The sequence below is a fragment of the Streptantibioticus cattleyicolor NRRL 8057 = DSM 46488 genome, from assembly GCF_000240165.1.
Lineage (GTDB): Bacteria > Actinomycetota > Actinomycetes > Streptomycetales > Streptomycetaceae > Streptantibioticus > Streptantibioticus cattleyicolor.
Genome location: NC_017586.1, coordinates 1,596,501 through 1,619,336 on the forward strand (window position 1 = coordinate 1,596,501; position 22,836 = coordinate 1,619,336).

General features: G+C 72.0%; 22 protein-coding genes. 11 read left to right on the plus strand and 11 right to left on the minus strand.

Features of this window, described 5'->3' with window-relative positions; genetic code table 11:
* Positions 1-46: 46 nt before the first annotated feature.
* From SCATT_RS06840 to SCATT_RS06855, 4 genes are all read right to left on the minus strand, one after another.
* Positions 47-622: a TerD family protein gene (locus tag SCATT_RS06840; RefSeq protein WP_014142235.1), complete on the minus strand. Its 576-nt coding sequence runs from the start codon at positions 620-622 to the stop codon at positions 47-49.
* Between the two features lie 186 nt (positions 623-808).
* The gene (locus SCATT_RS06845) at positions 809-1,384 is read right to left on the minus strand and encodes a TerD family protein (RefSeq protein ID WP_014142236.1); all 576 of its coding nucleotides are present in this window, start codon (positions 1,382-1,384) and stop codon (positions 809-811) included.
* Between the two features lie 145 nt (positions 1,385-1,529).
* Positions 1,530-1,988, minus strand: a complete 459-nt coding sequence (locus SCATT_RS06850; protein ID WP_014142237.1) for a peroxiredoxin — start codon at positions 1,986-1,988, stop codon at positions 1,530-1,532.
* 335 nt (positions 1,989-2,323) lie between these two features.
* Complete coding sequence (locus SCATT_RS06855; protein WP_014142238.1) at positions 2,324-2,764, minus strand: DUF3052 domain-containing protein; 441 nt, start codon at positions 2,762-2,764, stop codon at positions 2,324-2,326.
* A gap of 434 nt (positions 2,765-3,198) precedes the next feature.
* Here SCATT_RS06855 and aceE point away from each other — a divergent pair, with 434 nt between their 5' ends.
* On the plus strand, positions 3,199-5,931 hold the full coding sequence (gene aceE, locus SCATT_RS06860) for a pyruvate dehydrogenase (acetyl-transferring), homodimeric type (protein WP_014142239.1): 2,733 nt from the start codon (positions 3,199-3,201) through the stop codon (positions 5,929-5,931).
* Between the two features lie 168 nt (positions 5,932-6,099).
* Positions 6,100-7,233, plus strand: coding sequence for an IS30 family transposase (locus SCATT_RS06865; RefSeq protein ID WP_407696650.1), 1,134 nt, complete (start codon positions 6,100-6,102; stop codon positions 7,231-7,233).
* Between the two features lie 74 nt (positions 7,234-7,307).
* Here SCATT_RS06865 and SCATT_RS06870 read toward each other — a convergent pair whose 3' ends face one another.
* Positions 7,308-8,903: an MFS transporter gene (locus SCATT_RS06870; protein ID WP_014142241.1), complete on the minus strand. Its 1,596-nt coding sequence runs from the start codon at positions 8,901-8,903 to the stop codon at positions 7,308-7,310.
* Between the two features lie 114 nt (positions 8,904-9,017).
* On the opposite strand from SCATT_RS06870, the gene SCATT_RS06875 reads away from it, so the two are divergent.
* Both SCATT_RS06875 and SCATT_RS06880 read left to right on the plus strand, forming a co-directional pair.
* Positions 9,018-9,689, plus strand: coding sequence for a TetR family transcriptional regulator (locus SCATT_RS06875; RefSeq protein ID WP_014142242.1), 672 nt, complete (start codon positions 9,018-9,020; stop codon positions 9,687-9,689).
* A gap of 122 nt (positions 9,690-9,811) precedes the next feature.
* Positions 9,812-11,074 carry an alpha/beta hydrolase gene (locus tag SCATT_RS06880; protein WP_014142243.1) on the plus strand — a complete coding sequence of 421 codons (1,263 nt, stop codon included), beginning with the start codon at positions 9,812-9,814 and terminating at the stop codon, positions 11,072-11,074.
* Between the two features lie 33 nt (positions 11,075-11,107).
* Here the strand turns inward: SCATT_RS06880 and SCATT_RS06885 are convergent, their stop codons facing one another.
* Positions 11,108-12,124, minus strand: a complete 1,017-nt coding sequence (locus SCATT_RS06885) for an aldo/keto reductase (protein WP_014142244.1) — start codon at positions 12,122-12,124, stop codon at positions 11,108-11,110.
* On the minus strand, positions 12,121-12,540 hold the full coding sequence (locus SCATT_RS06890) for a MerR family transcriptional regulator (protein WP_014142245.1): 420 nt from the start codon (positions 12,538-12,540) through the stop codon (positions 12,121-12,123). Before SCATT_RS06890 ends, SCATT_RS06885 begins: the two co-directional genes overlap by 4 nt.
* A gap of 77 nt (positions 12,541-12,617) precedes the next feature.
* On the opposite strand from SCATT_RS06890, the gene SCATT_RS06895 reads away from it, so the two are divergent.
* Positions 12,618-13,469: a serine hydrolase domain-containing protein gene (locus SCATT_RS06895; RefSeq protein ID WP_322972937.1), complete on the plus strand. Its 852-nt coding sequence runs from the start codon at positions 12,618-12,620 to the stop codon at positions 13,467-13,469.
* Positions 13,470-13,479: 10 nt separating this feature from the next.
* Here the strand turns inward: SCATT_RS06895 and SCATT_RS06900 are convergent, their stop codons facing one another.
* Positions 13,480-14,136 carry a pirin family protein gene (locus SCATT_RS06900; protein ID WP_014142247.1) on the minus strand — a complete coding sequence of 219 codons (657 nt, stop codon included), beginning with the start codon at positions 14,134-14,136 and terminating at the stop codon, positions 13,480-13,482.
* A gap of 74 nt (positions 14,137-14,210) precedes the next feature.
* On the opposite strand from SCATT_RS06900, the gene SCATT_RS06905 reads away from it, so the two are divergent.
* The 5 genes from SCATT_RS06905 (at position 14,211) to fabF (ending at position 19,171) form a co-directional block, all read left to right on the plus strand.
* Positions 14,211-15,428, plus strand: a complete 1,218-nt coding sequence (locus SCATT_RS06905; RefSeq protein WP_086010088.1) for a PucR family transcriptional regulator — start codon at positions 14,211-14,213, stop codon at positions 15,426-15,428.
* Between the two features lie 89 nt (positions 15,429-15,517).
* Positions 15,518-16,474: an ACP S-malonyltransferase gene (locus SCATT_RS06910; protein ID WP_173405627.1), complete on the plus strand. Its 957-nt coding sequence runs from the start codon at positions 15,518-15,520 to the stop codon at positions 16,472-16,474.
* Between the two features lie 13 nt (positions 16,475-16,487).
* The gene (locus tag SCATT_RS06915) at positions 16,488-17,498 is read left to right on the plus strand and encodes a ketoacyl-ACP synthase III (RefSeq protein ID WP_014627619.1); all 1,011 of its coding nucleotides are present in this window, start codon (positions 16,488-16,490) and stop codon (positions 17,496-17,498) included.
* A 64-nt stretch (positions 17,499-17,562) separates the two neighbouring features.
* Entirely contained in the window at positions 17,563-17,811 is a 249-nt protein-coding gene (locus tag SCATT_RS06920; protein ID WP_014142251.1) for an acyl carrier protein, read from the plus strand.
* Positions 17,812-17,899: 88 nt separating this feature from the next.
* Entirely contained in the window at positions 17,900-19,171 is a 1,272-nt protein-coding gene (gene fabF / locus SCATT_RS06925; protein ID WP_014142252.1) for a beta-ketoacyl-ACP synthase II, read from the plus strand.
* A 38-nt stretch (positions 19,172-19,209) separates the two neighbouring features.
* Here fabF and SCATT_RS06930 read toward each other — a convergent pair whose 3' ends face one another.
* Complete coding sequence (locus SCATT_RS06930; protein WP_014142253.1) at positions 19,210-20,151, minus strand: beta-ketoacyl-ACP synthase III; 942 nt, start codon at positions 20,149-20,151, stop codon at positions 19,210-19,212.
* Positions 20,152-20,277: 126 nt separating this feature from the next.
* Between SCATT_RS06930 and SCATT_RS06935 the strand changes: the two genes are divergently transcribed.
* The gene (locus SCATT_RS06935; protein WP_014142254.1) at positions 20,278-20,883 is read left to right on the plus strand and encodes a TetR/AcrR family transcriptional regulator; all 606 of its coding nucleotides are present in this window, start codon (positions 20,278-20,280) and stop codon (positions 20,881-20,883) included.
* A 365-nt stretch (positions 20,884-21,248) separates the two neighbouring features.
* Here SCATT_RS06935 and SCATT_RS06940 read toward each other — a convergent pair whose 3' ends face one another.
* Both SCATT_RS06940 and SCATT_RS06945 read right to left on the minus strand, forming a co-directional pair.
* The gene (locus SCATT_RS06940; RefSeq protein ID WP_014142255.1) at positions 21,249-22,133 is read right to left on the minus strand and encodes an NAD(P)-dependent oxidoreductase; all 885 of its coding nucleotides are present in this window, start codon (positions 22,131-22,133) and stop codon (positions 21,249-21,251) included.
* Positions 22,134-22,186: 53 nt separating this feature from the next.
* Complete coding sequence (locus tag SCATT_RS06945; protein ID WP_041824488.1) at positions 22,187-22,681, minus strand: DUF3145 domain-containing protein; 495 nt, start codon at positions 22,679-22,681, stop codon at positions 22,187-22,189.
* Positions 22,682-22,836 lie beyond the last annotated feature (155 nt).

Consider the following 22,836-nt stretch of genomic DNA (forward strand, 5'->3'; position numbering starts at 1 on the left):
GTGATCCCATCCTGTTGAGGTGCGCCCCGCGATCGGCACCGCGACTTTACGAAACGTTGACCCCGAAGTCCAGGGCGATCCCGCGCAGCCCGGAGGCGTACCCCTGGCCAACCGCCCGGAACTTCCACTCGCCCTTGTGCCGGTAGAGCTCGCCGAAGATCATCGCCGTCTCGGTGGAGGCGTCCTCGGTGAGGTCGTAGCGGGCGATCTCCTTCTGGTCGGCCTGGTTGACCACCCGGATGTAGGCGTTGCTGACCTGGCCGAACGTCTGCGCGCGGGCTTCGGCGTCGTAGATGGAGACCGGGAAGACCACCCGGTCGACCCGCTCGGGGACGCGGGTGAGGTCCACCAGGATGGTCTCGTCGTCGCCGCCGGTGCCGCCCACCAGCTCGTCCCCGGTGTGTTCGACCGATCCCTCGGGGCTGGTGAGGTTGTTGTAGAAGACGAAGTACTCGTCGCCCAGCACCCGGGGTCCCGAGCACAGCAGGGCGCTGGCGTCCAGGTCGAAGTCGGCGCCGGTGGTGGTACGGGCCTGCCAGCCGAGGCCGATCTGCACATGCGTGAGGTTGGGCGCCTCCTTGGTCAGCGAGACGTTGCCCCCCTTGGCGAGCGTGACACCCATCCGCTGCTTCCTCCCCGGTGCTGGTGGTCTACGTGGCCGTCCGGCGCCCGGCCGTCCCGCGCGGAGCGGGGCGCCGGACGGCCCAGGTGGTCCGTCCCGCCATGTGATGACGCCTGGAGCGGGCCGTGGGGTTGAGCCCGCCGGCCCGCGCGGGGCCGGCGCCGTGCCCGTGCTCGCGGCCGGCCGCTAGACGTTGACGCCGAAGTCCTGGGCGATGCCGCGCAGTCCGGAGGCGTACCCCTGGCCGATGGCCCGGAACTTCCACTCGGCGCCGTTGCGGTACAGCTCGCCGAAGACCATGGCGGTCTCGGTGGAGGCGTCCTCGGTGAGGTCGTAGCGGGCGATCTCCTTCTGGTCGGCCTGGTTGACCACCCGGATGTAGGCGTTGCGCACCTGGCCGAAGCTCTGCTGGCGGCTCTCGGCCTCGTAGATGGAGACCGGGAAGACGATCTTGGCGACGTCGGCCGGGACGGCGGCCAGGTCGACGTTGATCACCTCGTCGTCGCCCTCGCCCTCACCGGTGAGGTTGTCCCCGGTGTGCTCGACCGAGCCGTCCGGGCTCTTGAGGTTGTTGAAGAAGACGAAGTGCTGGTCCGTGAGGACCTTGCCGGCCGCGTCGGTCAGCAGGGCGCTGGCGTCCAGGTCGAAGTCGGCGCCGGTGGTGGTGCGCGCGTCCCAGCCGAGGCCGACGTGGACGGCGGTGAGGTTGGGCGCCTCCTTGGTCAGCGAGACGTTGCCACCCTTGCTGAGGCTGACTCCCACGAGTCCTCCCAATGGTCCGAGGGGAACGTTGAGCCCAGCGCTCCCGTTGTGCGGTGTCCTTTGAGGAACGAGCCGATCCTAGTGACCGGTTCCCGCCCGGGGCAGCGGTCGTAACGCACCCCGGGCCGCCGGTGAGGCGGACGGCTCACAGCGTGGCGAGGGCCTTGGCGTACTCGCCCAGGTCGCGGGCGTCCGGCAGCCCGTTGACCACCGTCCAGCGCACCGTGCCGGCCTTGTCGACGATGAAGGTGCCGCGCAGCGCGCACCCCTTCTCCTCGTCGAAGACGCCGTAGGCCCGGCTGGCCTCGCCGTGCGGCCAGAAGTCGGAGAGCAGCGGGTAGTCGAGGCCCTCCTGCTCGGCGAAGACCCGCAGCGCGAACGGGGAGTCGTTGGAGATGGCGAGGAGCTGGACGTCGTCGTTGACGAACGTGGGCAACTCGTCGCGGAGCGCGCACAGCTCGCCGGTGCACACCCCGGTGAAGGCGAACGGGTAGAAGAGCACGACGACGTTCTTCTCGCCGCGGAAGTCCGAGAGCCTGACGGTCTCGCCGTGCTGGTTCCGAAGCGCGAAGTCGGGGGCCTGGGAGCCGGCCTCGATGGCCATGGGGCACTTCCTTCCGGTTGCGTCTCGCCGGTGGCGCCGCGCCGTCGGTGGCGGGCGGCGGTCACAGTCTTTCACTGCCCCGGCCGGGCCCGGCAGGCACACCGCCCCCCGCGGTCCGGCGGCGCCGGTCCACGGGGGGCGGGAGAGGGATCGGATCGAGGTGCGCCCTGGGCACTCACGGCACTCCGGCGCGCGGGGCGGCCCGGTTCACGCCGGGCGCGTCAAGGAGCGCGCCACCGGCGCCCGAGGGGCACCACGGCGGCCGTGGGCACGACGCGGCCGGAGCCGGCCGGACGGGCCTGGGGTGTCCGCGCGGCGCCGGAACGCCGGTCCGCTCAGCGGCGACCGCTCTTGGCGGCCTTGGGCGTCACCAGACGGCTGCCGCTCCAGTCCTTGCCGGCGCTGAAGGTCTTGGTCTGGGCCAGTCCGGCGGTCTGCGCGGCCTCCCCGATGTCGCTGGGCTCGACGTAGCCGTCGCGGCCGGTCTTCGGGGTCAGCAGCAGGATCTCACCGCCCTCCTCGATCAGGCCGATGGCGTCCACCAGCGCGTCCGTAAGGTCGCCGTCCTCGTCCCGGAACCAGAGCAGCACGGCGTCGGCCACGTCGTCGTAGTCCTCGTCGACGAGGTCCTGACCGATGATGGCCTCGATACCTTCACGGAGCTCCTGCTCGACGTCGTCGTCGTAGCCGATCTCCTGGACCACCTGTCCGGGCTCGAACCCCAGCCGTGCGGCCGGGTTGGTCCGCTCCTCCGCGTGGTCCGCGGTCGCGCTCACGGATTGCCTCCTGTCTTGGGGATGTCTGCCACCCCGCGCAGTGCAGGGTATTGGCCGTAGTCCACACGGACCGGGCGGATCGCGCAAGTACCCGGCTCCCGATCCCGCCCAAACGTTGACGTGTCGCCGCACAACGCACCGGGTATGTGATGCCAGTCACTCCATTTTGCCCTTGTTGCGACGATAAGCGGCCGGGCGAGCCGACGGAAGCCGAACGGCCGTACCTCGCCAGGACGGGTGTCCGCTCCGCTCCCGGCTGGGCGTAGAGTTGCGATTTGGCCGTCGGCGATCACAGGTCGGCCGGCGGCGGTCGCAGCACAGCCGGTCTCGCCGGGTGGTGGTTACCACTCAGTAGAGGTGACGGATCTCCAGCCGCGGTACACGATGGAGGCGGCGCGACACAACAGAGCAAGACCTAGTAGCGAAGGAACAGCGTGGCTTCCGGATCCGATCGCAACCCGATCATCATTGGCGGCCTTCCCAGCCAGGTCCCGGATTTCGATCCCGAGGAAACGGCGGAATGGCTCGACTCGCTCGACGCGGCCATCGACGAACGCGGCCGTGAGCGCGCCCGCTACCTGATGCTCCGCCTCATCGAGCGTGCCCGTGAGAAGCGGGTGGCCGTGCCCGAGATGCGCAGCACGGACTACGTGAACACCATCGCGACCAAGGACGAGCCGTTCTTCCCGGGCAACGAGGAGATCGAGCGCAAGATCCTCAACGCGACCCGCTGGAACGCCGCCGTGATGGTCTCGCGCGCCCAGCGGCCCGGCATCGGCGTCGGCGGCCACATCGCGACCTTCGCCTCCTCGGCCTCCCTGTACGACGTGGGCTTCAACCACTTCTTCCGCGGCAAGGACGACGGCCGCGGCGGTGACCAGATCTTCTTCCAGGGCCACGCCTCGCCGGGCATCTACGCCCGCGCCTTCCTGCTGGACCGCCTCTCCGAGCGGCAGCTCGACGCGTTCCGCCAGGAGAAGTCGAAGGCCCCCGACGGCCTGTCGAGCTACCCGCACCCGCGGCTGATGCCGGACTTCTGGGAGTTCCCCACCGTCTCGATGGGCCTCGGCCCGCTGGGCGCGATCTACCAGGCGCGGATGAACCGCTACCTGCAGGCGCGCGGCATCGCCGACACCTCCGACTCGCACGTGTGGGCGTTCCTCGGCGACGGTGAGATGGACGAGCCGGAGTCGCTCGGCCAGCTCTCGCTCGCCGCCCGGGAGGGCCTGGACAACCTGACCTTCGTGGTCAACTGCAACCTCCAGCGCCTCGACGGCCCGGTGCGCGGCAACGGCAAGATCATCCAGGAGCTGGAGTCGGTCTTCCGCGGCGCGGGCTGGAACGTCATCAAGCTGATCTGGGACCGCAGTTGGGACCCGCTGCTGGCGCAGGACCGGGACGGCGTGCTGGTCAACAAGCTCAACAGCACCCCGGACGGCCAGTTCCAGACGTACGCCACCGAGACCGGCGCGTACATCCGCGAGCACTTCTTCGGCGGCGACCACCGGCTGCGCAACATGGTCGAGGGCATGACCGACGACCAGATCCTGCACCTGGGCCGGGGCGGTCACGACCACCGCAAGATCTACGCGGCGTACAAGGCGGCCAAGGAGCACAAGGGCCAGCCGACGGTGATCCTCGCCCAGACGGTCAAGGGGTGGACGCTGGGCCCCAACTTCGAGGGCCGCAACGCCACCCACCAGATGAAGAAGCTGACGGTCGAGGACCTCAAGCGCTTCCGCGACCGGCTCCACCTGCCGATCTCCGACAAGGAGCTGGAGGACGGCCTGCCGCCGTATTACCACCCTGGCCGGAACTCCGAGGAGATCCAGTACATGCACGACCGCCGCAAGGAGTGCGGCGGCTACGTGCCCACCCGGGTGGTCCGCGCCAAGCCGCTGAACCTGCCGGACGACAAGGTCTACGCGGCCGTCCGCAAGGGCTCCGGCCAGCAGTCCATCGCCACCACGATGGCGTTCGTGCGGCTGCTGAAGGACCTGATGCGGGACAAGGAGATCGGCAAGCGCTTCGTGCCGATCGCCCCGGACGAGTACCGCACCTTCGGCATGGACTCGCTCTTCCCGTCCGCCAAGATCTACAGCCCGCTGGGCCAGCTGTACGAGTCGGTCGACCGCGAGCTGCTGCTGGCGTACAAGGAGGCGCCGACCGGCCAGATGCTGCACGACGGCATCTCGGAGGCGGGGTGCACCGCCTCGCTGATCGCCGCCGGTTCGTCGTACGCCACCCACGGCGAGCACATGATCCCGGTGTACGTCTTCTACTCGATGTTCGGGTTCCAGCGCACCGGTGACCAGTTCTGGCAGATGGCCGACCAGCTCGCGCGTGGTTTCGTCCTGGGCGCGACCGCCGGACGCACGACCCTGACCGGTGAGGGCCTCCAGCACGCCGACGGCCACTCGCAGCTGCTGGCCTCGACCAACCCGGCCTGCGTCGCCTACGACCCGGCGTTCGGCTACGAGATCGCGCACATCGTCAAGGACGGTCTGCGCCGGATGTACGGCCCGGACAGCGAGGACGTCTTCTACTACCTCACCGTCTACAACGAGCCCATCCAGCACCCGGCCGAGCCGGAGGGCGTGGACGTCGAGGGGATCCTCAAGGGCCTGTACCGGTTCAAGGCCGGTGAGGCGGGCGCCGTCCCGGCGCAGATCCTGGCCTCCGGTGTCGCGGTGCCGTGGGCGGTCGAGGCGCAGAAGATCCTCGCCGAGGAGTGGAACGTCAAGGCCGACGTGTGGTCGGCGACCTCCTGGAACGAGCTGCGCCGCGACGCGGTGGCGGCCGAGCAGCACAACCTGCTCCACCCGGAGGAGGAGCAGCGCGTCCCGTACGTGACCCGCAAGCTGAGCGGCGCCCAGGGCCCGTTCGTGGCGGTCTCGGACTGGATGCGTTCGGTGCCGGACCAGATCGCCCGCTGGGTGCCGGGCACCTGGCAGTCGCTGGGCGCCGACGGCTTCGGCTTCGCCGACACCCGTGGTGCGGCCCGCCGCTTCTTCCACATCGACGCCCAGTCGGTGGTGCTGGCGGTCCTGACCGAGCTGGCCCGGGAGGGCAAGGTGGACCGCTCGGTGCTCAAGCAGGCCATCGACCGCTACCAGCTGCTGGACGTGGCGGCGGCCGACCCGGGCGCGGCCGGCGGCGACGCGTAACGCCTCTGGGCGACCGCGAAGGCCGGCCGGGATCATCTTCCGTTCTAGTGGTCGTCGCAACACCCCAGTTCAGGGGATGCTGCGATGGACTTCAAGATCCGGGAGATCCGGACGGTGGCTCAGGGGCCCAAGAAGCTGCTGCGTGAGCGGGAGGCATACTCCCAACTCATGCAGCAGGGCCTGAGCAACAAAGAGGCGTGCCGGATCGTCGGTATCAACGAGAAGACCGGCCGGCGATGGCGGAACGGCCGCAGCGCGGACCGCCGGCAGAAGGCGGCGCCACCGATCCACGCGGTGGTGCCGCCTTCTGGTCCGTCCCGGTACCTGCGCGAGGACGACCGGATCTACATCGCCGACCGGCTGCGGGAGAAGGCCACGGTTCGGGCGATCGCGGCCGAGCTGGGCCGCAGCCCGTCGACCGTCAGCCGCGAGATCCGCCGCAACCGGCATCCGGGCAACGGCCAGTACCGACCACACGCAGCCCAGGCCCGTGCCGATGCCCGCCGGCCCCGCCCCAAGCCGGGGAAGATCAGCCAGAACCCCGAACTGCGGCGCTTCATCCAGGATCGCCTGCATCTACGGTGGAGCCCCGAGCAGATCTGCCAGGCTCTGCGGGCACAGTTCCCCCAGCGGCCGGAGATGCACGTGGTCCACGAGACGGTCTACCAGGCCCTCTATGTCCAGGGCCGGGGAGAGCTGCGCCGCGAGCTGGCCCGCGCCCTGCGGACCGGCCGCGCCCGGCGCAAGCCTCGCCGCCAGGCCCAGCAGCGCCAACCGCGGTTCTCCACTCCCATGGTGATGATCAGCGAACGGCCCGCCGAGGCGGAAGACCGGGCCGTGCCCGGCCACTGGGAGGGCGACCTCATCATCGGCAAGGACGGAGCCTCCGCCATCGGCACCCTGGTCGAACGAGCCACCCGCTACGTCATGCTCCTGCACCTGCCCGACGGCCGCAGCGCCGAGCACGTCCGTGACGCCCTGACTGACACCGTCCAGACGCTGCCCGCCCACCTGGTGCGCTCGCTGACCTGGGACCAAGGCGCGGAGATGGCCGCGCACGGCGCGTTCACCATCGCCACCGACATCCCGGTCTACTTCTGCGATCCGGCCAGCCCCTGGCAGCGCGGCTCCAACGAGAACACCAACGGCCTGCTGCGGCAGTACTTCCCCAAGGGCACCGACCTGTCCGTCCACACCCGCGAGCACCTGGACGCCGTCGCTGCCGAACTCAACGGCCGCCCACGCAAAACGCTCGGCTGGGAAACCCCAGCCGAGCGCCTGCATAAACTGCTCGCGGCCTGATCAACACGACCACGTGTTGCGACGACCCCTAGAAACCGCCCATCCCCGGCCGGGCCTTCGGTGTTTTGTCGGCGTCAGATGTGCACGCCGCCGCCCGAGGCGGCGTTCTCGCCGCGCTTGGTGAAGACGGCGACCACGGCGGCCACCGCGGCCACGATCGCGGCGACGGTGAAGGCCAGGGCCATTCCGGAGACGAACGTCTGGTGGGCGACCCGGGTGATCACCGGGACGAGCTGGCCGGGGACGCCCTTGCCGATCGGGGCCACGCCGACGGCGACCGCGTCGGAGGCCTGGGCGGCCTGGCCGGGCGGCAGCTCGGGCAGCCCGGCGGCGGCCCAGTTGCGCGGCAGCAGGTCGTCCACCTTGGCGGCCATGACCGCGCCGAGCACGGCGGTGCCCAGCGAGCCGCCGACCTGCATGGCGGACTGCTGGAGGCCGCCGGCCACCCCGGACAGCTCCAGCGGGGCGTTGCCCACGATGACCTCGGTGGCGCCGACCATCACCGGGGCGAGCCCGAGGCCGAGCAGCGCGAACCACACCGAGGTGGCCGCCGTGCCGCTGTCCGCCGTGAGGTTGGCCATGCCGATCATCGCGACGGTGGTGAAGACCATGCCGCCGACCAGCGGGATGCGCGGGCCGAACTTGGTGATCAGCGCGCCGGCCACCGGCGAGGAGACGATCATCATCGCGGTGAGCGGCAGCAGGTGGACGCCGGCGGAGACCGGGGACATCCCGTGCACGTTCTGCAGGTAGAAGGTGACGAAGAACAGGCCGCCCATGAAGGCGAAGGCCATCAGCACCATCAGCACGACGCCGGCCGACAGCGGCACCGAGCGGAAGATCCCCAGCGGGATCAGCGGCTCGCGGGACCTGGTCTCCCACAGCGCGAAGAGCAGGAAGAGGGCGACCGCGCCGCCCAGGAAGCCCAGCGTGGCCGCGTCGCCCCAGCCCCACGCCGGGGCCTTGATCAGACCCCAGATCAGGCAGAACATCGCGCCGGAGAGCAGCGCGATGCCGGGGATGTCGAAGGACTTGGCGGCGTTCTCGGCGCGCATGTCCTTGAGGATCACCAGGCCGAGGACGAGCGCGAGCACGCCGACGGGGACGTTGATGAAGAAGACCGACTCCCAGTTGACGTGCTCGACGAGCAGGCCGCCGATGATGGGGCCGGCGGCGGTGGAGGCGCCGATGACCGCGCCCCAGATGCCGATGGCGGTGTTGAGCTTCTCGGCCGGGAAGGTGGCCCGCAGCAGGCCCAGGGCGGCGGGCTGGAGGAGCGCGCCGAACAGGCCCTGGAAGACCCGGAGCACGATGACCATGGTCACGCCGTCGGACAGGCCGATCAGTCCGGAGGTGAGGGCGAAGCCGGCGATGCCGATGAGGAAGGTCTGGCGGTGGCCGAACCGGTCGCCGAGCTTGCCGGCGGTGATCAGGGAGACGGCCAGCGCGAGCAGGTAGCCGTTGGTGATCCACTGCACGTCGGCAAGGGAGGCGCCGAGGTCCTTCTGGATGGCCGGGTTGGCGATGGCGACGATCGTTCCGTCCAGCGCCACCATCATCACGCCGATGGCGACCGAGAACAGGGTCAGCCAGGGGTGGCCGCGCAGGGACTTGCGGGGCGCCGGTATTCGGTCCGACGCCTTGTCGGTGACGACAGGAGCTTGGGTCATGGCGTGAGATTATGTCAGCGGCTGACAATTGACAAACACATTCAGTAGCAGGTAACTGACACATCTGCCACGGGTAGGGTGACCAGCGGCAAGAGCACAAGGAGGTGGCCTGAGGTGACGAAGACCACGGCGTCCGCGCACCCGGCACCCGGCGTCTGCGGACTGCGCGAACGCAAGAAGCAGCGCACCCGGGACGCACTTGTCCGGGCCGCCATGCAGTTGTTCACCAGCCAGGGTTTCGAGCGGACCACGGTGGACGAGATCGCCGAGGCGGTCGAGGTCTCGCAGCGCACCTTCTTCCGCTACTTCACCAACAAGGAGCACGCCGCGCTCGCCCTCGACGACCTGATCGAGGAGCGTTTCCTGGCGGCGCTGCGGGAACGCCCCGCGGACGAGCCGCCGTTGGAGGCGCTGCGCCACGCCGTGCTCGGGGTCTGGGACGACGTGTCCACCGCGATCCACGAAGTGGTGCCGATCGACCTGTACATGCGGATGTACCAGGTGATCGAGTCCACCCCGGCGCTGCTCTCCGCCCGGTTGCGGCGCGAGGCGCAGATGGAGACCAGGATCACGGCCGAGATCGCCCGGCGCACCGGCCTCGATCCGCGCACCGATCTGCGGCCCAGGGTGCTGGTGGCGGCGTTCGGCGGGGTGATCCGGGCCGCGTCCGAGCACTGGGGCCACTGCTCGGAGGGGAGCGTCGCCGCGATGCGCAGCAGCTTCCGGCGGCATCTGGAGACCCTGGGCCCGGCGCTGGCCGGGAGTTGGCAGTCCGTCACCCCGTAACACCGCGCCTACGCCACGTCAACACGTTTTCTGGTCCATTAAGAGCACTTCTGACCGTTTTAAACGTGAGGTGCGTCACCGTATTCACGTCCGGGGACCACGATCTCCTATGGTGGCCCGCGGTGAATGTCTTCGACGAGCGCGCCGGCGCTCCCTCTCCCCGATCCCTCGGCTGGTACTGGCTGCGCGTCATCACGCAGGACCTGAGCTCGCCGGGGCGCGCTGCGTTGGCGGTGGTGGTGGTCTTCGTGCTGCTGGCCACCAGCGGCTGGACCGCGATGCGCCATCAGAAGGCGCCGCAGGACCCGCGGGCCGCGGCCGTCTCCGCCTGGCTGCACGGCTCGGTGGCCGGACGCCGGCTGCCCGACCCGCAGACCGCCGGGGCCGGCACCGTGGCACGGTTCCTGGCCTCGCTGACCACGGCCCAGCGGCTGCGGCTGGCCGACCGCTACCCGCTGGTCGTGGGCAACCTCAACGGCGCCCCGGCCGCCCTGCGTTACCGGGCCAACCGGATCGCGCTGGGCGAGGCGCAGCGGCAGGCCGAGGAGCGTTCGCACGCCGCCGACCTGACCGCCGACGGCCGCCAGTCCGCGGCCCAACTCGCCCACCGCTACGCCTCGTTGCGCTCCCCCGGGCGGCAGATCCTGGCGTTCGACCCCGGCGGCCAGGGGCGGGTGGCCGAGGTCTTCGGCGACCTGGCGACCGCCCGGCGCACGGCGGTGGTGGTGCCCGGGGTGGACACCAACGTGATGACGTTCGAGAAGACCGTGAAGGCGTACTCCACCCCGGTCGGCATGGCGCAGGCGCTCTACGACTCCGAGCGCGCCGCCGACCCGCACGCCCGGGTGGCCGTGATCGCCTGGGCGGACTACACCACCCCGCAGGGCGTGGGGCTGGACGCCTCCACCGGCGAGCTGGCCGAGGCGGGCGCGGTGCGCCTCAACGCCCTGGTGCGCGGGCTGCCGGAGGGCTCCCGGGTGCAGCTGTTCTGCCACTCCTACGGTTCGGTGCTGTGCGGGGTGGCCGCCGCCCGGCTGCCGCAGCGCAAGGTCACCGACATCGTGGTCTACGGCAGCCCGGGGATGCGGGCCGACAACGTCGCCGGGCTGCACACCCGGGCCCGGGTGTGGGCGGCGCGGGACGCCACCGACTGGATCCAGGACGTGCCCTACCTGGAGGTGGCCGGCCTCGGCCACGGCACCGACCCGGTCTCCACCGCCTTCGGCGCCCGGGTGGTCTCCGCCGCCGGGGCCCGGGAGCACACCGGCTACTTCGTCTCCGGCACCGAGAGCCTGCGGAACTTCACGCGGATAGCGCTGGGCCGGTACTCCGCCGTGCGGTGCGCCGGCGGCGGCCGGGCGTGCGTGGCGGGCGCGGCGGCCTGAGCCGGGCCGCGCCCGCCGTCACGGCACCGGCGGCTACTCGCGGACGGTCGAGGTGAGGGACATGTCCGGGTAGCGGTCGCCGGCCACCTGGGCGGCGATCGGCTCCAGCGCCGCCAGCTCCTCCTCGGTGAGGGTGACGCGGGTCGCGGCGGTGTTCTCCAGCACCCGCTCGGCCTTGCGGGTGCCCGGGATCGGGACGACGGTCAGGCCGTGCGCGGCGGCCCGGCCGTGCACCCAGGCCAGGGCGATCTGGCCCAGGGTGGCGCCGTGCGCCGCGGCGGCGGCCCGTACCGGCTCCAGCAGTTCCGCGTTGCGCCGGGCGTTCTCGCCGGTGAAACGGGGCTGGCCGCGGCGGAAGTCGCCGTCGCCGAGGTCGGCGGTGGCGTCGGTGAACGCCCCGGTCAGGAAGCCGCGGCCGAGCGGCGAGTAGGGCACCAGGGCCACCCCCAGCTCGGCGGCGGCGCCGGTCAGCGAGACCTCGACGTCCCGGCTGAACAGCGACCACTCCGACTGCACCGCGGCGATCGGGTGGACCGCGTGGGCCTCGCGCAGCTCGGCGCCGGTCACCTCGGAGAGGCCCAGGTGCTTGACCTTGCCCTCGGCGACCAGCTCGGCCATCGCGCCGACCGACTCCTCGAACGGCACCTTCGGGTCCCGCCGGTGCATGTAGTACAGGTCGATCACGTCCACGCCCAGCCGGCGCAGGGACTCCTCGACCGCCTGCCGGACGTAGGCGCGGTCGTTGCGGACGCCACGGGTCTGCGGGTCGGCCGGGTCGCGGACGATGGCGAACTTGGTGGCCAGGGTGATCTCGTCGCGGTGGGCCCGGACGAACGGGGCGAGGAAGCGCTCGTTGGCGCCGAGGCCGTAGATGTCGGCGGTGTCGAAGAGCGTGACCCCGGCCTCCAGGGCGACGTCCAGCGCGGCGCGCGCGGCGGCCTCGTCGGTGGGGCCGTAGAACTCGCTCATGCCCATGCAGCCCAGGCCCTGGAGGCCGACCCGCGGGCCGTTCCCGCCGAGCGTGACGGTGGGGATCTTCTCGGTGGTCATCGGGTGCGCTGACCCTCTCCGGCGCCGCTGCGGGCGCCCGCGTAGACATCGATCTTGTAGTCGAGCACCGCGAGGGTGTCCTGGAGCTCGGCGATCCGGCGGCGTACGTCCTCCCGGTGCGCCTGGAGCAGCCGCAGCCGTTCCGGGTGGGTCTGCTCGCCCTGGCGGGCCAGTTCGGCGTAGCGGACCATGTCGGCCACCGGCATCCCGGTCAGCCGCAGCTTGCCGACGAAGGCCAGCCAGTTCAGGTCCCGGTCGCGGTAGCGGCGCTGGCCGGTGTGGGAGCGGTCGACGTGCGGCAGCAGCCCGATCCGCTCGTACCAGCGCAGGGTGTGGGCGCTGAGCCCGGTGTGGGCGACCACCTCGCTGATCGTGTACTGGTCGCCGCCGGTCGTCTCCGCCACTGTCGCGGTCATCGTCCGTCGCCCCCTTTCCGGTCCTCACCGTCGCGGTGGGCCCCACGCTAGAGAGTTGGAGTGCACTCCAGGCAAGCGTGCCCGACCGGCGGTTCCGGGGCCACGTTAGGCTCCCCGGCATGGAGTCTTTGCGGTTGATCGACGACTGGCCGGTGACGAGGGCGGCGGTGGGCGTGGTGCGGGCGGACGGCACCCTCGCCGGGACGCACGGCCCCACCGGGGACCGTTTCGCGCTGGCGTCGGTGACCAAGCCGCTGGTCGCCTACGCGGCCCTGGTCGCCGTCGAGGAGGGCGCGGTGGAGCTGGACGAGCCGGCCGGGCCGCCCGGGGCCACCGTGCGCCACCTGCTCGCCCACACCTCCGGCTACGCCTTCGACGCCGCGCGGGTGATGGCCGCCCCGGGCACCCGCCGGATCTACTCCAACGCCGGTTTCGAGGCGCTCGCCGCGCACATCGAGCGGGCCACCGACATGCCCTACGCCGAGTACCTGCGGCAGGCGGTGCTGGAGCCGCTGGGCATGCGGGCGACCGCGCTGACCGGCTCGCCCGCGGCCGGGGCCGTCTCCACCGTGGACGATCTGCTGCGGTTCGCCGCCGAACTGCTGGCGCCGCGGCTGCTGGACCCGGCCACCCACGCCGAGGCCACCTCGGTCGCCTTCCCGGGCCTGAAGGGCGTGCTGCCCGGGTACGGCGCGCAGAACCCCAACGACTGGGGGCTGGGCTTCGAGATCCGGGACGGCAAGTCCCCGCACTGGACGGGCGCCGCCTCCTCGCCGGCCACCTTCGGCCACTTCGGCCAGTCCGGCACGTTCCTGTGGGTGGACCCGCGGGCGAAGGCGGCCTGCGTCTGCCTGACCGACCGCGACTTCGGCGACTGGGCGGTCCCGGTGTGGCCGGCGCTGACCGACGCGGTGCTCGCCCAGTTGTGACCGGGCGCGGTCAGCCGTACGACGGCTCGCCGCGCATCTCCCACACCAGGTATTCGGCGGCCCCGGACGCCTCGGCGGCGGTGGCCGTCCCGCCGGTGATCCGGGCGGCGTCGCCGGGGCCGAGCCGGTGGCCGCCGACGGTGACCTCGCCGCGTACCACGTGCAGGTAGACGTAGGGCGCCGCGGGCAGGGCGGCGCCGGCGTGGTGCACATGGAGGAGGGCGCCGGGCTGGCGGCGCGGGCGCAGCGGCGAGCGCCCCCGGGTGACCTCGTACCCCGGGGCGCCGCCGAACTCGGCCGGGTGGAGCCACATCTGCACGAAGCGCAGCGGCTCGGACCCCGCGTTGCGTTCGGTGTGGCGTACCCCGGCGCCCGCGCTGAGCCGGGCGGTCTCCCCGGCGTACACCCGGCGCGGGTGCGCGGCGGTGTCGTCCGCGTGCTCCAGTTCGCCCTCGACGACGTAGGTGACGATCTCCACGTCACGGTGGGGGTGCTCGGCGAAGCCGGCGCCGGGGGCGAGCCGCTCCTCGTTGCAGGCGATCAGGTACCCGAAGCGCAGGTTGTCGGGGTCGTAGTGGGGTCCGAAGGAGAAGGCGTGCCGGGTGTCGACGCCGGATTCCGGATCGCCGCCCCGGTAGCGCTGGTGTGCCCGTCTGACGTCGATCACCCGTTCACGGTAGCGGCTCGCCGCGGGGGGCTGGTCGCCGCCCCGGGTGACCCGCTCCGCACACGCCGCGTCCGATGAGGCACGCTTGTCCCGTGCCTGACTCCACGGATCCCCCGAAGCCCACGCGCGGCGAACACCCGCACAGCGCGACCCTGCGTCGCCTGGAGAAGTCGTCCGGACGGCTGTCGGCGGCGGCGATCGCGCGCATGGACGAGCAGTTGCCGTGGTACAGGGCGATGCCGCCGGAGCACCGGTCCTGGATCGGGCTGGTCGCCCAGGCCGGTATCGCCGCGTTCACCGAGTGGTTCCGCCGCCCGGAGACCCCGCAGGCGATCAGCACCGACGTCTTCGGCACCGCGCCGCGGGAGCTGACCCGGGCGATCTCGCTGCGGCAGACCGTGGAGATGGTGCGCACCACGATCGAGGTGGTGGAGGCCGCCATCGACGAGGTGGCGGCCCCGGGGGACGAGGCGGTGCTGCGGGAGGCGCTGCTGGTGTACGCGCGGGAGATCGCGTTCGCCACCGCCCAGGTGTACGCGCAGGCCGCCGAGGCCCGTGGCGCCTGGGACGCCCGGCTGGAGTCGCTGGTGGTCAACGCGGTGCTCTCCGGTGAGGCGGACGAGGGGGTGCTCTCCCGGGCCGCGGCGCTCGGCTGGAACTCCCCGGAGCACGTCGTGGTGGTGCTGGGCACGGCGCCGGACGCGGACAACGAGCTGACCGTGGAGGCGATCCGGCGGGCCTCCCGGCACGCCAAGCTCCAGGTGCTCACCGGGGTCTTCGGCGACCGGCTGGTGGTGGTGGCGGGCGGTTCGGCCGATCCGATCCGGGTGGCCAAGGATCTGATCGGCCCGTTCGCGGCCGGTCCGGTGGTGGCCGGTCCGGTGGTCGGCGGGCTGCTGGCGGCCACCCGCTCCGCCCAGGCGGCGACGGCCGGGCTGAAGGCGTGCGCGGCCTGGCCGGACGCCCCGCGCCCGGTGCTCGCCGACGACCTGCTGCCGGAGCGCGCGATGGCGGGAGACCCGGTCGCTCGTCAACAATTGGTGGAGGAGATCTACAGACCGCTGGCGGAGGCCGGTTCCGCGCTGCTGGAGACGCTCAGCGTCTATCTGGAACAGGCATCGTCGCTGGAAGGCGCCGCGCGGATGTTGTTCGTTCATCCGAACACCGTCCGCTACCGGCTGCGACGTGTGACGGACGTCACCGGGTGGTCACCGTCGGATGTGCGTTCCGCCTTCACGCTGCGGATCGCGCTCATCCTCGGGCGCCTGTCCGAAACCGAGCAGCCTCGATAGGAATTTGTGGGACACCCACAAATCCGCTGACAGTTATTGGTCCCTGTCGTCACCGGCGGTGACCACATCCCGCGAGAGAGAGTGTGAAGGTGCTCGTACTCGTCGCTCCCGGCCAGGGCGCCCAGGCGCCCGGCTTCCTGACCCCCTGGCTCGACCTCCCCGGTGTCGAGGACCGCCTGCGTGAGTGGTCCGACGCCATCGGCCTGGACCTGGTGCACTACGGCACGAAGGCCGACGCGGACGAGATCCGGGACACCGCGGTCGCCCAGCCGCTGCTGGTGGCCGGGGCGCTGCTCTCCGCCCGGCAGATCTTCCCGTCCGGCGCCGACCTCGCCGCGGGCACCGGCGCGGTGGCCGGCCACAGCGTCGGCGAGCTGGCCGCCGCGGCGCTGACCGGGGTGCTCACCGACACCGAGGCGATGACGCTGGTCCGCACCCGGGGCCTGGCCATGGCCGAGGCCGCCGCGGTCACCGAGACCGGCATGTCGGCGCTGCTCGGCGGCGCCCCCGAGGTCGTCCTCCCGCACCTGGAGCGGCTCGGCCTGACCCCGGCCAACGTCAACGGGGCCGGCCAGATCGTGGCGGCGGGCACCAAGGAGCAGCTGGCCGCGCTCGCCGAGGACCTGCCCGAGGGCAGCCGCAAGGCGATCGCGCTGAAGGTCGCCGGCGCCTTCCACACCCGCCACATGGCCCCGGCGGTCGCCGTCCTGGAGGCCGCGGTCAAGGAGCTGCGGCCGGCCGACCCGCACACCGTCTACGTCTCCAACAAGGACGGGCGCCCGGTCGCCGAGGGCGCCGAGGTGATCCGGCGGCTGGTGGGCCAGGTGGCCAACCCGGTGCGCTGGGACCTGTGCATGGAGACCTTCAAGGAACTGGGCGTCACGGCGATCGTCGAGGCGTGCCCGGGCGGCACCCTGGTGGGCCTGGCCAAGCGCGCCCTGCCCGGGGTGAAGACGCTCGCCCTCAAGACCCCGGACGACCTGGAAGCGGCCCGCGCGCTCGTCGCCGAGCACGCCGGGGATGCCGCACCGGACCAGGCCCGATAAGGAGCAGCGCAGCATGACCGCGAAGATCCAGCCGAGCAAGGGCGCGCCGTACGCCCGGATCCTCGGCGTCGGCGGCTACCGTCCGACGCGTGTGGTGCCGAACGAGGAGATCCTCCAGCACATCGACTCCTCCGACGAGTGGATCCGCTCCCGTTCCGGGATCGCCACCCGTCACTGGGCCGGGCCCGAGGAGACCGTGGCCGAGATGTCGGTCGCGGCGGCCGGCAAGGCGATCGCCGACGCCGGTATCGCCCCGGAGGAGATCGGCGCCGTCCTGGTCTCCACCGTCTCGCACTTCAAGCAGACCCCGGCGATCGCCACCGAGATCGCGCACCGGCTGGGCACCGGCAACCCGCCCGCGTTCGACATCTCCGCCGGCTGCGCGGGCTTCACCTACGGGCTGACGCTGGCCAAGGGCATGGTGGTCGACGGCACGGCGAAGTACGTGCTGGTGATCGGCGTGGAGCGGCTGAGCGACCTGACCGACCTGGAGGACCGGGCGACCGCGTTCTTGTTCGGGGACGGCGCGGGCGCCGTGGTGGTGGGACCCTCCAAGGAGCCGGCCATCGGCCCGACGGTGTGGGGCTCGGAGGGCGACAAGGCCGAGACCATCAAGCAGACCCTGCCGTGGGACGTGTACCGTGCCGCCGAGCCGGGTTCGGTACGCTTCCCCGCGATCACCCAGGAGGGCCAGGCGGTCTTCCGCTGGGCGGTCTACGAGATGGCCAAGGTGGCCCAGGAGGCGCTGGACGCCGCCGGGATCTCCGCGGACCAGCTCGACGCGTTCATTCCGCACCAGGCCAACATGCGCATCATCGATTCGATGATCAAGGCGCTCAAGCTGCCGGAGCATGTGGCGGTCGCGCGGGACATCGAGACCACCGGGAACACCTCGGCCGCCTCCATCCCGCTGGCCATGGAGCGGCTGCTCGCCACGGGCAAGGCCAGGAGCGGGGACACCGCTCTTGTCATCGGGTTCGGGGCGGGTCTCGTGTACGCGGCAGCTGTCGTTACTCTCCCCTAGGCAAGATCCCAGGGCGCGCTTCCGCGTCCGTTTCACTACCGTACATATCGAAGGAGCGCCGATTATGGCCGCCACGAAGGACGAGATCGTCGAGGGTCTCGCGGAGATCGTCAACGAGATCGCCGGCATCCCGACCGAGGACGTCAAGGAGGACAAGTCCTTCACCGACGACCTGGACGTCGACTCGCTCTCCATGGTCGAGGTGGTCGTCGCCGCCGAGGAGCGGTTCGAGGTCAAGATCCCGGACGACGACGTGAAGAACCTGAAGACCGTCGGCGACGCCGTCGACTACATCCTGAAGCACCAGGACTGAGCTACCCCCAGGTAGACGCGTCTGTCGCCACCCGTCGCGGGTGGCACCGCGTTGCCTTCGCCCTCATTACGTGGAGACAAGAATTCCTGTGAATCCGACCAATCGCACCGTGGTCGTCACCGGTATCGGCGCAACCACACCCCTGGGTGGCGACAGCGCATCGACCTGGGAAGCGCTGGTCGCCGGCCGTTCCGGCGTTTCGGCGCTGGAGCAGGAGTGGGCCGCCGCGCTGCCGGTACGGATGGCGGCGCAGATCGCCGTCGAGCCGTCCGAGATCCTGCCCCGGCCGCTCGCCCGCAAGCTGGACCGCTCGGCGCAGTTCGCGCTGATCGCCGCGCGTGAGGCGTGGGCGGACGCCGGCTTCACCGCCCGTGCCGGTGAGACCACCGACGGGCCCATGGTCGACCCGGACCGGCTCGGTACCGTGGTCGCCTCCGGCATCGGCGGCGTGACCACGCTGCTGGGCCAGTACGACATCCTGCGCGAGCAGGGTTACCGCAAGGTGTCGCCGCACACCGTGCCGATGCTGATGCCCAACAGCCCGGCGGCCAACGTCGGCATCGAACTCAACGCCCGGGCCGGGGTGCACACCCCGGTCAGCGCCTGCGCCTCCGGTGCCGAGGCGATCGGCTACGCGGTCGAGATGATCCGTACCGGCCGCGCCGACATCGTGGTGGCCGGCGGTACCGAGGCGGCGATCCACCCGCTGCCCATCGCCGCGTTCGGCAACATGCAGGCGATGTCGAAGCGGAACGACGACCCGCAGGCCGCCTCCCGCCCCTACGACACCGCGCGCGACGGCTTCGTGCTCGGTGAGGGCGCCGGCATCGTGGTGCTGGAGTCGGCCGAGCACGCCACGGCCCGCGGGGCCCGGGTGTACGCCGAGGCGGTGGGCCAGGGCGTCTCCGGTGACGCGCACCACATCGCCCAGCCCGAGCCGTCCGGCCGCGGCATCTCCAGCGCGCTGCAGAACCTGCTGGACCGCTCCGACCTCAAGCCCGCCGACATCGTGCACATCAACGCGCACGCCACCTCCACCCCGCTGGGTGACATCGGCGAACTGCGGGCGCTGCGCAAGGTCTTCGGCGACGACCTGGACCACATGGCGGTCTCGGCCACCAAGTCGATGACCGGCCACCTGCTCGGCGGCGCCGGCGGTGTGGAGACGGTGGCCACGGTGCTCGCGCTCCACCACCGGCTGGCCCCGCCGACCATCAACATCACCGACCTGGACCCGGAGGCGGAGGCCGACATCGTCCGCGACGAGGCGCGTGCGCTGCCCGAGGGCCCGATCGCCGCGCTGAACAACTCGTTCGGCTTCGGCGGCCACAACGTGGTGCTCGCCTTCCGCCGGTCCTGACGCCCGCGGTACCGGGCCTCGTGGCGTTCCCGGCGGGGTCAGGGGCAGCGCACCACCTGGCCGGCCCAGGACAGTCCCCCGCCGAAAGCGAAGAGCAACGCCGGGGCGCCGGAGGGGAGTTCGCCGCGTTCGGCCAGCTTGGACAGGGCCAGCGGGACGGAGGCGGCCGAGGTGTTGCCGGACTCGGTGACGTCCCGGGCGACCACCACGTGCTCGGGCAGGTCGAGCCGGCGGACCAGGGCCTCGACGATGCGCAGGTTGGCCTGGTGGGTGACGACGGCGCCGAGGTCGGCGGGGGCGAGGCCGGCCCGCTCGCAGGCCTCCCGGACCAGCGGGACGAGTTCGGTGGTGGCCCAGCGGAAGACGGTCTGGCCTTCCTGGGCGAACTTCGGGTGCCAGTCGTCCACCAGGCGCACCGCGTCCGCCCGGGTGGGGTCGGAGCCCCACACCACCGGCCCGATCCCGGCCTCGTCGGCGGCGCTCACCACGGCCGCGCCGGCGCCGTCGCCGAGGATGACGCAGGTCCTGCGGTCGGTCCAGTCGGTGACGTCGGACATCTTCTCGGCGCCGATGACCAGGGCGTGGCGGGCGGCGCCGGCCCGGACGGCGTGGTCGGCGGTGGCCAGGGCGGTGCAGAAGCCGGCGCAGGCGTTGTTGAGGTCGAAGGCGACGGCGCCGGGTATGCCGAGCCGTCCGGCGACCTGGGCGGCGGTGCTGGGGCAGCGGTCGATCGCGGAGCAGGTGGCCACCGTGACCAGGCCGATGTCGGCGGGGTCGAGGCCGGCCGCGGCCAGCGCCTTGCCGGCCGCCGCCGCGGCCATGTCGGTGACGGATTCGGAGCCCGCGATGTGCCTGGTGACGATGCCGGTACGGGTCCGGATCCACTCGTCGTCGGTCTCCACCATGGCGGCGAGGTCGTCGTTGGTCAGCACGCGCTCGGGCTGGTAGTGGCCCAGGGCGGCGATGCGGGTTCCAGGCACGAGGTGGCTCCTTCGTCTCGGTCGTCTTCGCTTCGGTCGTTCGGTCGCTGCGCGAGCAATATAGCGACCGATCGATCGGAAGTTAAAAGTGGGTGGCGTTCAACCGGGGGCATTACGATGGCCGTCATGAGTCCCCGCAGTTCCGCCGCCGAGGCCCGCCGCACGCGGGACCGCATCGTCGACCGCAGCGTCGCCGTCGCCTCGGTGGAGGGACTGGAAGGGCTCACCATCGGACGGCTCGCGGCCGATCTGGGCATGAGCAAATCGGGCGTGCTGGGGCATTTCGGCACCAAGGAGACGCTCCAACTCGCCGCGCTGGAACGGGCGTCGGCGATCTTCACCCGCGCCGTGTGGGACCCGGCCGCGGAGGCCACGCCGGGGCTGACCCGGCTGCGGGCGGTGTGCGAGGGGTGGATCCGCTACCTGGAGCGGGAGCGGGCCGCCTTTCCCGGCGGCTGCCTGTTCACCACGGCCGTCGTGGAGTTCGACGGCCGCGACGACGGCCCGGTCCGCGACGCGGTCGCCCGCCTCTTCCGCACCTGGCGCCGGCGCCTCATCGTCGACCTCCGCATCGCCGTCCGCGCCGGCGAACTCCCGCCCGACACCGACCCCCGCCAACTCGCCTTCGAGCTCATCGGCCTCTACATGGGCCTCAACCAGGCCATCCAACTCCTCCGCGACCCCCAAGCCCCCACCCGCACCCGCAAAGCCCTCACCCGCCTCCTGACGTAACCCTCCGGGGGTGAGCTGGAGGATTCGGTTCGCCCGCGGGGGTGGGCCACGGTCGCGGTGGACGCGATGGCGGATGCGCCCGGCCCGACGGGGCGAGTGGGCCCCCTGAGCCCGGGGCGGCCCGGCATCGCGGCGCGGGGCCCCGCTTACGCGGAGGGGCGAGCGTCGGCATCGACGCCGGAGCGACCGGCACTCACCGGCACATCGAGGCGGGGCGTGGGGGGGGCGGACGGCACCGCTCGACCACGGAGGGCCCTGGCCTCACCCCGTCACCGCCAAGCCGGGCGGGCACCGCCAACGGCGGCCGGGGCCGACCCCGGGCCGCACCCGCCACGGACCGCCTGCGAACGGGGCGCGGGGCCGGCCTACTCCGTCGGGCGGAAGCCGCTCAGGTAGGCCGCCGCGCCGTCCTTGTCGCCGTGGCCGTCGTGTTCGGCGCGGGAGAGGCGTTCGGCGGCGGCGTTGGTGAGGTCCATGTGGACGCCGGCTTCCTCGCCGGCCCGGGCGATGAGGCGGGCGTCCTTGAGGACGCCGGAGACGGTGAAACTCGGCGGGTAGTAGGCGCCGTCCATGATGACCTTGCCCTTCATCCGCAGGTAGGGCGAGTCGATGAGGGTGCCGTCGAGCGCGTCGAGGAGGTGTTCGGGGCGCACCCCGAGGCCCTCGGCGAGCGCGAAGGTCTCGGTGGCGCCGTTGATGAGGGTGAGCACCCAGGCGTTGACGACGAGCTTGAGCTTGCTGGCGTAGCCGGTGGCACCGTCCTCGGCGAGCCAGAACGTCTTCTGGCCGATGGCGTCGAAGATCCGGTCGGCGACCGGACGGCTCTCCTGGGCGCCGGCCGCGAGCACCTGCAACTGGCCCTTCTCGGCGGGCAGCCGGGTCCCCAGCACCGGGGAGTCCACGAAGTGCACCCCGTGTTCGGCGGCGAGCCCGGCCAGCTCCCGCTGGGCCTGCGGGCCCACCGTCGCCGCCTGGCACCACACGGTGCCCGCGGCGAGCCCGGGCGCCGCCGCCCGGATGGCCTCCAGCGTGGCCGGCCCGTCGAGCAGCACGGTGAGCACGGCGTCCGCCCCGCGCACCGCGTCCGCCGGGTCACCGGCCACGTACGCCCCGTCGTCCGCCAGCGGTTCGGCCCGGGACCGGGTGCGGTTCCACGCCCGTACGCCGTGGCCTGCCTTGAGGAGGTTGCGGGCCATGGCGGCGCCCATGATGCCGGTGCCGAGCACGGCCACAGTGATCTTCTGCTGCATGCGGCAACGCTACGCCCGGCCCGCGTCGTCCGGTCAACGACTCAGCCGGGTGCTCACACCACCTGGTGAAGCCAGCGCACCGGCGCGCCCTCGCCCGCGTAGCGGAAGGGCTCCAGCTCGTCGTCCCACGGCTTGCCGAGCAGCTTGGCCACCTCCTCGGCGAGGTCGGCCTCCCCGGCGGCGGCCCGGGCGAGCGCGGCGCGCAGCCGGTCCTCGGGGATCAGGATGTCCCCGTGGATGCCGGTGACCGCGTGGAAGATGCCCAGCTCCGGCGTGCTGCTGTAACGCTCGCCCTCGGCGGTGGCGCACGGCTCGGCGGTCACCTCGAAGCGCAGCAGGTGCCAGCCGCGCAGCGCCGACGCCAGGCGTGACGCGGTGCCCGGATCGCCGTGCCAGGAGAATTCGGCACGCCAGGTGCCGGGGGCGGCCGGCTGGCGGATCCAGTCAAGGCTGACGCGCACCCCGAGCACCCCCGCCACGGCCCATTCGACGTGCGGGCACAGTGCGCGTGGGGCGGAGTGCACGTAAAGAACTCCACGTGTCGTCACCGGGACCTCCAGTGTGGGACGAGGTTCGCCTTCCCCAGCGGCCTCGCGCCCCTTCCGTTCGTTCCGGGACGGCACCGACATTCTGCACCATTTTTACCAAACGGGACAAGAACTGATCGTTCGCCCCCACCGAGGATCCAGAATCCGGCCGACCG